Origin of the sequence: Legionella sp. (genome assembly GCF_965140895.1) — a bacterium.
Lineage (GTDB): Bacteria > Pseudomonadota > Gammaproteobacteria > Legionellales > Legionellaceae > Legionella.
Genome location: NZ_CBCSKT010000014.1, coordinates 1 through 6571 on the forward strand (window position 1 = coordinate 1; position 6571 = coordinate 6571).

Here is a 6571-nt window from a genome sequence, read left to right on the forward strand (position 1 = left end):
AGCTTCCGTACAGCAATAATGTCATCATTATAACTTGGGCCATCATAAGCAGGGTTTGCCTCTGCTCGCCCCCTACTCGGTTTCGGTTGTCGTACTGTGTTTAAGCCCTGTCTACGAGCCTTCATTAAGCGCCCAATGGCAACTATTACCCCAATCAACAACAGGACATTAAGAATTAAACTCCAATTTGCCTGCATTCTTTACTCCATAGCCAAAGCGTGTGTTACATCAACAGCAACCAAGCGAGAAACACCAGGTTCACGCATAGTTACCCCCATCAAATGATCTGCCAACTCCATCGTTACTTTATTATGTGTAATAAAAAGGAACTGTACGTATTGTGACATTTCTTTTACCATCGCGCAAAAACGCCCTACGTTAACGTCATCTAAAGGCGCATCGACCTCATCCAGCATACAAAATGGTGAAGGATTTAACTGGAAAATAGCAAATACCAAAGCCACCGCAGTCATGGCTTTTTCCCCGCCGGATAACAAATGAATCGTACTATTTCGCTTCCCAGGCGGCTGTGCCATTACTACAATACCAGCTTCTAGCAAATTATCACCAGTTAATTCGAGTTGTGCACGGCCGCCACCAAAAAGTCGTGGGAAAAGTGCCTTAAATGAAGTGTTTACTTCATCAAAAGTATTTTCAAGTCGTACTCGAGTTTCCTCATCCATCTTGTCAATGGCGGTTTCAAGTGTTGCTAAGGCTTCGCATAAATCATTATGTTGCTCATCTAAATAAACTTTACGTTGTTGTTCGCTTGCGAACTCTTCGATTGCGGCTAAGTTAATCGCCCCCAAACGTTTAATTTTATCAGTCAAGGCAAGCAGCTCATCTTCCCGCATCCCTTGACTGATGCCTTGAGGAATGTGTTCTAACACAGCCTGCGCCTGTAAAGCGGATTCGTCTAAAGATTCTTGTACGGAACTGGCCCGAACCGCTAAAGCTTGTTCTTCCATACGTGCATGTCCAATTAACTCTTGCACACGCTTAACTTCAAGATCACAGTTTAAAATATTTTTCTCAAGCTCATCAAGATCCATACGCAACTGGGCCTGCTGTTCACGACTCATGGTTAATTGCATTTCTACTTCAGCTTGTTGCAGTAGCCGGTGTTCTAATTGTGCTTTGAGTTCAGTGCCCGGATTTTCCGATTGCAAACAGAGCAATGCCAGGCTTTCCAGACGCTCTTGTAGAATATCCAAGCGTTCTTGCTCACGAGCAATACGATCGCCCAATTGCTGTATTTTATTTTTTTCCCGATCGTGTTCTATTTCTGCATGGTGTAAAGCCATGCGTGCTTCTTCTACCTGTTTATTTTGCGAGGCCAAGACATTGAGCCACTCTTGCTTTTCATGCACGCATTGCTCTTGCTGCAATTCAGATTCCTGACATTGCCCTTCTAATTCCTGCAAGCGCGCTTTAATAGTCATGAGCTCAGCAACAGTATCTTCCAACACCATCTGCAAATCATCACATTCATTCGCCAAAGTTGCGGCAAGTTTTTCAGCATGAAGTATGGCCTGCTCATTGCTGCTTAAAGCAGCACTGTTTGTTCTTAATGCTTCATTACAAGAGTTCACATTCAGCTGCTGCAACTCAATATCTTTAAGGCTCCTTTGCACCCCCTGATGAAAGTGATCGCGCTGCTCCCTTAAAGTAGCAATTTGTTGCTCGAGTGAATTCACCACTTGAGTTAAATCAGTAATCTTCTGTTGACGCGCAAGTAAGCCTAACTCATCCTGCTCTTTGGCAGGAACAAATTTAACCCAACCTTTACCTAACCAGAACCCATCAGGCGTAATCACCGATTGGTACTCAGCCAATTCCGGCAACCAATTTAATGCGTCATCAAAATTCTCTGCGGTAAAAATATGCTCGAGGGGATGCACATGTGCTGGCACTGCGCCTTGTATTTTATCGATGAGGCGTGGGCGAGTTGTAGTTTGTTCTGTCACCACGCGCAACGTAACAATATTTTCCCCTTGCCGTTCACAAAGTTCTCGTTGCGGCCATAGTTCCTCAAAAGATTCCAAGACATAAGCATGCAAGGCTTCATCCAGTACGCGTTCACAGGCAACTTGCCATTTGGTCTCAACCTGAAGTACATCCATTAAGCGCGGTTTATCAGTCCAGACACTAACTCCATTTTTATTGGTTTGCATGCCTTGTCTGGCAGCACGCTGAGCAGCTTGCAAGGCAGCATGTTCACTGTTAGCACGGTGAAACTCATCCTGTAGTTGGTGCAATTGCTGTTCTGTTTCTTGCGCCTTAGCCCTTAATTGGCTGCAATGCTCTTGGCATTGCTTTAATTGCGCTTCATCAAACTGTTGATTTTCTACCAGTTTTTCCTGCTGTTGTTCTAAGTCACTGCGGGTTTGTTGTAATTCAGTAATGGAGATGGATTCTTGTTCTAATTGAAGCTTTTCCAAACGCACTAAGGTTTGTTGTTGTTTTTGCTCCAAATGCTGAGCATTGACTTGCGCCACTTGAAACTCTCTTTTCAAGTTATTCGCTTGCGCCTGAACCTCTTGCCAATGCATATCCCACTGTGCCTGTTGCTTTTGGGTTTCTTGCGACTGCCCTTCTTGCTCTTTAAACTGAGCACGTAATTTAGCTAATTGCAAATCAAGGCGTTCCGCTTTTTGCTGGCACTGCTGCAGCTCTTCTTGATCTTGCTTTAATTGTTCTTCAGCGACCTGCCAATCATCTTGCATTTGCTGCTGATCTTGTTCCAAACGTTTTTTTTCACGAGTTTGTTGCTGAATGGTTTCTTCTAAGCGTGCAATTTCCGTCCCTAACTGATAAAAAGTTGCCTGTATTTGTTGGGTTTGCTCATCCGCATCGTGAAGTTTCTCGTTAAAGACTACGCGCTCGGTATTCGCCTTAGTCAAAAGACTTTGCTGTTCGGCATGGCTTACCGCTAAATCGTGTAATTCGCGCTGCTTCACCTGCTGTTGCGTTACAAAATCGCGCCATTTTAAAGCGAGAATTTCAGCACGGCATAATTGCTCTTCATCTTTAAGAATAAGATAACATTCGGCCGCTTTGGCCTGACGTTCCAGACGCTGCAATTGTTTATCTAATTCGTCACGAATATCAGCCACACGAGTAAGATTTTCTCGGGTATGTGCGATACGCTGTAGGGTTTCTTTACGGCGTTCCTTGTATTTGGAAACGCCTGCCGCTTCTTCAAGAAAAACGCGTAAATCTTCAGGTCTTGCCTCAATCAATTGGGAAATGGTGCCCTGGCCGATAATAGAATAACCACGCGCCCCCGCCCCAGTACCTAAGAAAATATCGGTTATGTCTTTCCGACGACAGCGGCTGCCATTTAAATAATAGGAGGAATCGCCATCGCGAGTCACCATCCGTTTTACGGCAATTTCACCATAACTGGCGAATGGTCCGGTTAAGCGTCCGAGGCTATTGTCAAAAATTAATTCCACGGAAGCTTGTCCGACCGGTTTACGATTGGAAGAGCCATTGAAAATAACATCCGTCATTGACTCACCACGTAAATTACGGGCAGAACTCTCCCCCATAACCCAGCGTACGGCATCAATAATGTTGGATTTTCCACAACCATTAGGACCAACTACGGCAACCAACTGGCTTGGAAAATGCACCACCGTAGGATCAACAAAGGATTTAAAACCCGCTAATTTCAATTGCTTTAAATGCATGGCCTTGGCAATTTAAACAAAATAAACGCGCATTATAACTGAGGAAACATAAAAACGCTGCATTTTACCAGGGATTGTACTACCAAATTATTAAGTATCTTGAGTATAATGCCGCCATTGATAAAACATAGGTATTTAAATGAAGTCACTCCTCAAGAAATTGCCCCTCGCGGTCTTGGCCTTTTGTTCCACCCTTGCGGTTACAACCTACACTTATGCAGAACCACCAAACTTAACCTGTGTAAAAAATGAACTTAAACAGTATCATGATTCGGGTCGCTATGAGAAAGATTTAGCGCAAGTGATTGCCAAAGCTCAGCACTATATTAATCAGCAAGCACGCATGAATGAAACAAAGAAAAACCCCAAAAAGCTAGCTGTTATTTTAGATATCGACGAAACCAGTTTATCTAATTATAAGTATATGATTCAACGTGATTTTACTGGAACAAAGGCGCAGTTTCATCAAGATGTCATGGCTGCGAATTCCCCAGCAATTAAACCGACTCTCAGCTTATATAATCATGCCATACAGCGTGGAGTAAAAGTATTCTTTATCACTGGAAGACGCAAACCAGAAACCAATGCAACAGTAAAAAATTTGCATCGTGCAGGATATCATAAATGGGCAGGACTTTATTTACGCCCCAGTAATTATGTGCAGAAATCAATTATTCCATTTAAATCACACACCCGCGAATTGATTACCCAACAAGGCTATACCATTATTGCCACGATAGGGGATCAATATAGTGATTTAAAAGGTGGCTATGCTGAAAAAGGATATAAATTACCGAATCCTTATTATTATTTACCCTAGGATTAAAAACATGATGTCATCCTGAGAAGGCCTTTGCTGTGTTCAAGATGACATATCCCCTATTCATTCTCATGAGATTGATATGACTATAGCCTTAGTCTGGTTTCGCCAAGATTTAAGATTGCGTGATAATCCTGCATTTATCGAAGCATGTTCTCAGTATCGCATTGTGATTCCACTGTATATTTACGATGGAAAAACCAACATCTTAGGAGAAGCACAAGCCTGGTGGCTGCATCATAGTCTTAGCTCATTAAGTAGCTCTTTAAAGAAACTAGGATTAAATCTCCTTCTTTGTAAAGGCGAACCATTGGAGATTATTTTAGATTTACTCAAAAAAGTTCCGATAAGTGCCGTATTCTGGAATCGCTGTTATGAGCCTAAAGCAATCGCTCGTGATAAAAAGATTAAAGCAACCTTGCTGGGCCAGGGTATTGAAGTACAAAGTTCTAATGGGAGCTTGCTTCACGAACCGTGGACGATAAAAAATAAAAACGGGAGCTATTTTAAAGTGTTTACTCCCTACTGGAAGCACTGTAAGCAAACCCTTAGTATTCAACCGCCCATACATTTGACCTCCCAACCTAGCGGTTTTGATCTACAAAGCGATGAGCTTGAACAATGGGGCTTATTACCCAAACTCAATTGGGCTTCGCGATTTAGCGACTATTGGACACCAGGAGAAGACGGTGCGCAACACAAGCTTGATGAGTTTATCCAGTGCCACCTGTATGCTTATAAAAATAATCGCGACTATCCGATAAAAAATGCGACTTCACGTTTATCACCTCATTTACATTTTGGAGAAATCAGTCCATCAATTATTGTGCGCGCCATTGAATTAGCCAAGCTTGAGCCAGATTGTGATATAGCCTCCGCTGAACATTTTCTTAGTGAGTTAGGTTGGAGAGAGTTTTCAGTTTATCTACTCTATCATTTTCCTAATCTCACCCATAAGAACTTTAAAGCAGAATTTAATGCATTTCCCTGGCACAATGAAAAACAATTACTGGCCTGCTGGCAAAAAGGATTGACTGGCTATCCCCTCATTGATGCAGGCATGCGAGAGTTATGGGCAACCGGTTATATGCACAATCGTGTACGCATGATTGTGGCATCCTTCCTTACTAAGGGCTTGCTGATTGATTGGCGTTTGGGTGCCGATTGGTTTTTAGATACTCTGGTCGATGCTGACCTGGCAAATAATAGCGCCAGTTGGCAATGGGTTGCTGGTTGTGGTGTTGATGCTGCACCTTATTTTCGGATTTTCAATCCAGTGTTACAAAGTCAAAAATTTGATCCTGAGGGTAGTTATATTCGACGGTGGGTTCCTGAACTTTGTCAATTAGACAGTAAATCCATTCATGCTCCTTGGGAGTCTGCTAATGCTGAAAAAATTTATGCGAATAGCAACTACCCAAAGCCAATTATTAATCATAAGGAAACAAGGACACAGGCATTAAGTTATTACCAGCAATTAAAAATGTAATCATATCCACATCACTGAAACATTGTTTTTTTTGCCTCGAATTTGCTCATCATGCGGTTAGCAATGTATTTACCGCAATAGGCCGTTTCATCCTCGTGGGAATCCCAAACTCCTAGTGATAGGATGTGTTTTTTGCCGTTCAGGTTCTAAAAAAATAATTTTGTTTCTCTTGCATTTTCATTTCCTATGAAAATTTAAGTGATGGTATTAAGCCCTATATCTCTTGTTCTATACAATAGATCATAGGGCTTAATTAAAGGTAGCAATGAAGAAATTATTGATACCTCGGCTGAGTATAGTATGTGGATTGTGCTTCAGCCAAGGGCGCTGTGGGACCTACATCATTCAGCGCAGCATCATAAGTATCCATCAAATCTTTTGATAACCCTTGTCGAGCACTGGTACTTACCGTACGAGACCCCCAAAAAGTGAGCCCAGTACCAACTGCCGCGGTTATAGTACAACTCAAGGTAAAAGCCGCAACCTGAGTTTGGATAAGATGAAGTCCTAAAGCACTACCCCAAGCACTAAGAGCCGAAGTACTACCTAGAGACGATGCGAAAGCTA

General features: G+C 42.5%; 4 protein-coding genes and 1 pseudogene. 2 read left to right on the top strand and 3 right to left on the bottom strand.

Going from position 1 to position 6571, the window contains the following annotated elements:
• Both ACQY7T_RS02195 and smc read right to left on the bottom strand, forming a co-directional pair.
• Window positions 1–197 (bottom strand): annotated as a pseudogene (locus ACQY7T_RS02195) (cell division protein ZipA C-terminal FtsZ-binding domain-containing protein); the annotation flags it as partial.
• A gap of 3 nt (window positions 198–200) precedes the next feature.
• On the bottom strand, window positions 201–3695 hold the full coding sequence (gene smc / locus ACQY7T_RS02200) for a chromosome segregation protein SMC (protein WP_428411084.1): 3495 nt from the start codon (window positions 3693–3695) through the stop codon (window positions 201–203).
• Window positions 3696–3834: 139 nt separating this feature from the next.
• On the opposite strand from smc, the gene ACQY7T_RS02205 reads away from it, so the two are divergent.
• Window positions 3835–4515, top strand: a complete 681-nt coding sequence (locus tag ACQY7T_RS02205) for an HAD family acid phosphatase (RefSeq protein WP_428411085.1) — start codon at window positions 3835–3837, stop codon at window positions 4513–4515.
• 82 nt (window positions 4516–4597) lie between these two features.
• On the top strand, window positions 4598–6004 hold the full coding sequence (locus ACQY7T_RS02210; RefSeq protein WP_428411086.1) for a cryptochrome/photolyase family protein: 1407 nt from the start codon (window positions 4598–4600) through the stop codon (window positions 6002–6004).
• 274 nt (window positions 6005–6278) lie between these two features.
• Here ACQY7T_RS02210 and ACQY7T_RS02215 read toward each other — a convergent pair.
• Window positions 6279–6571 (bottom strand): hypothetical protein (locus ACQY7T_RS02215; protein WP_428411087.1); only part of this gene is annotated, 293 nt, incomplete at its 5' end.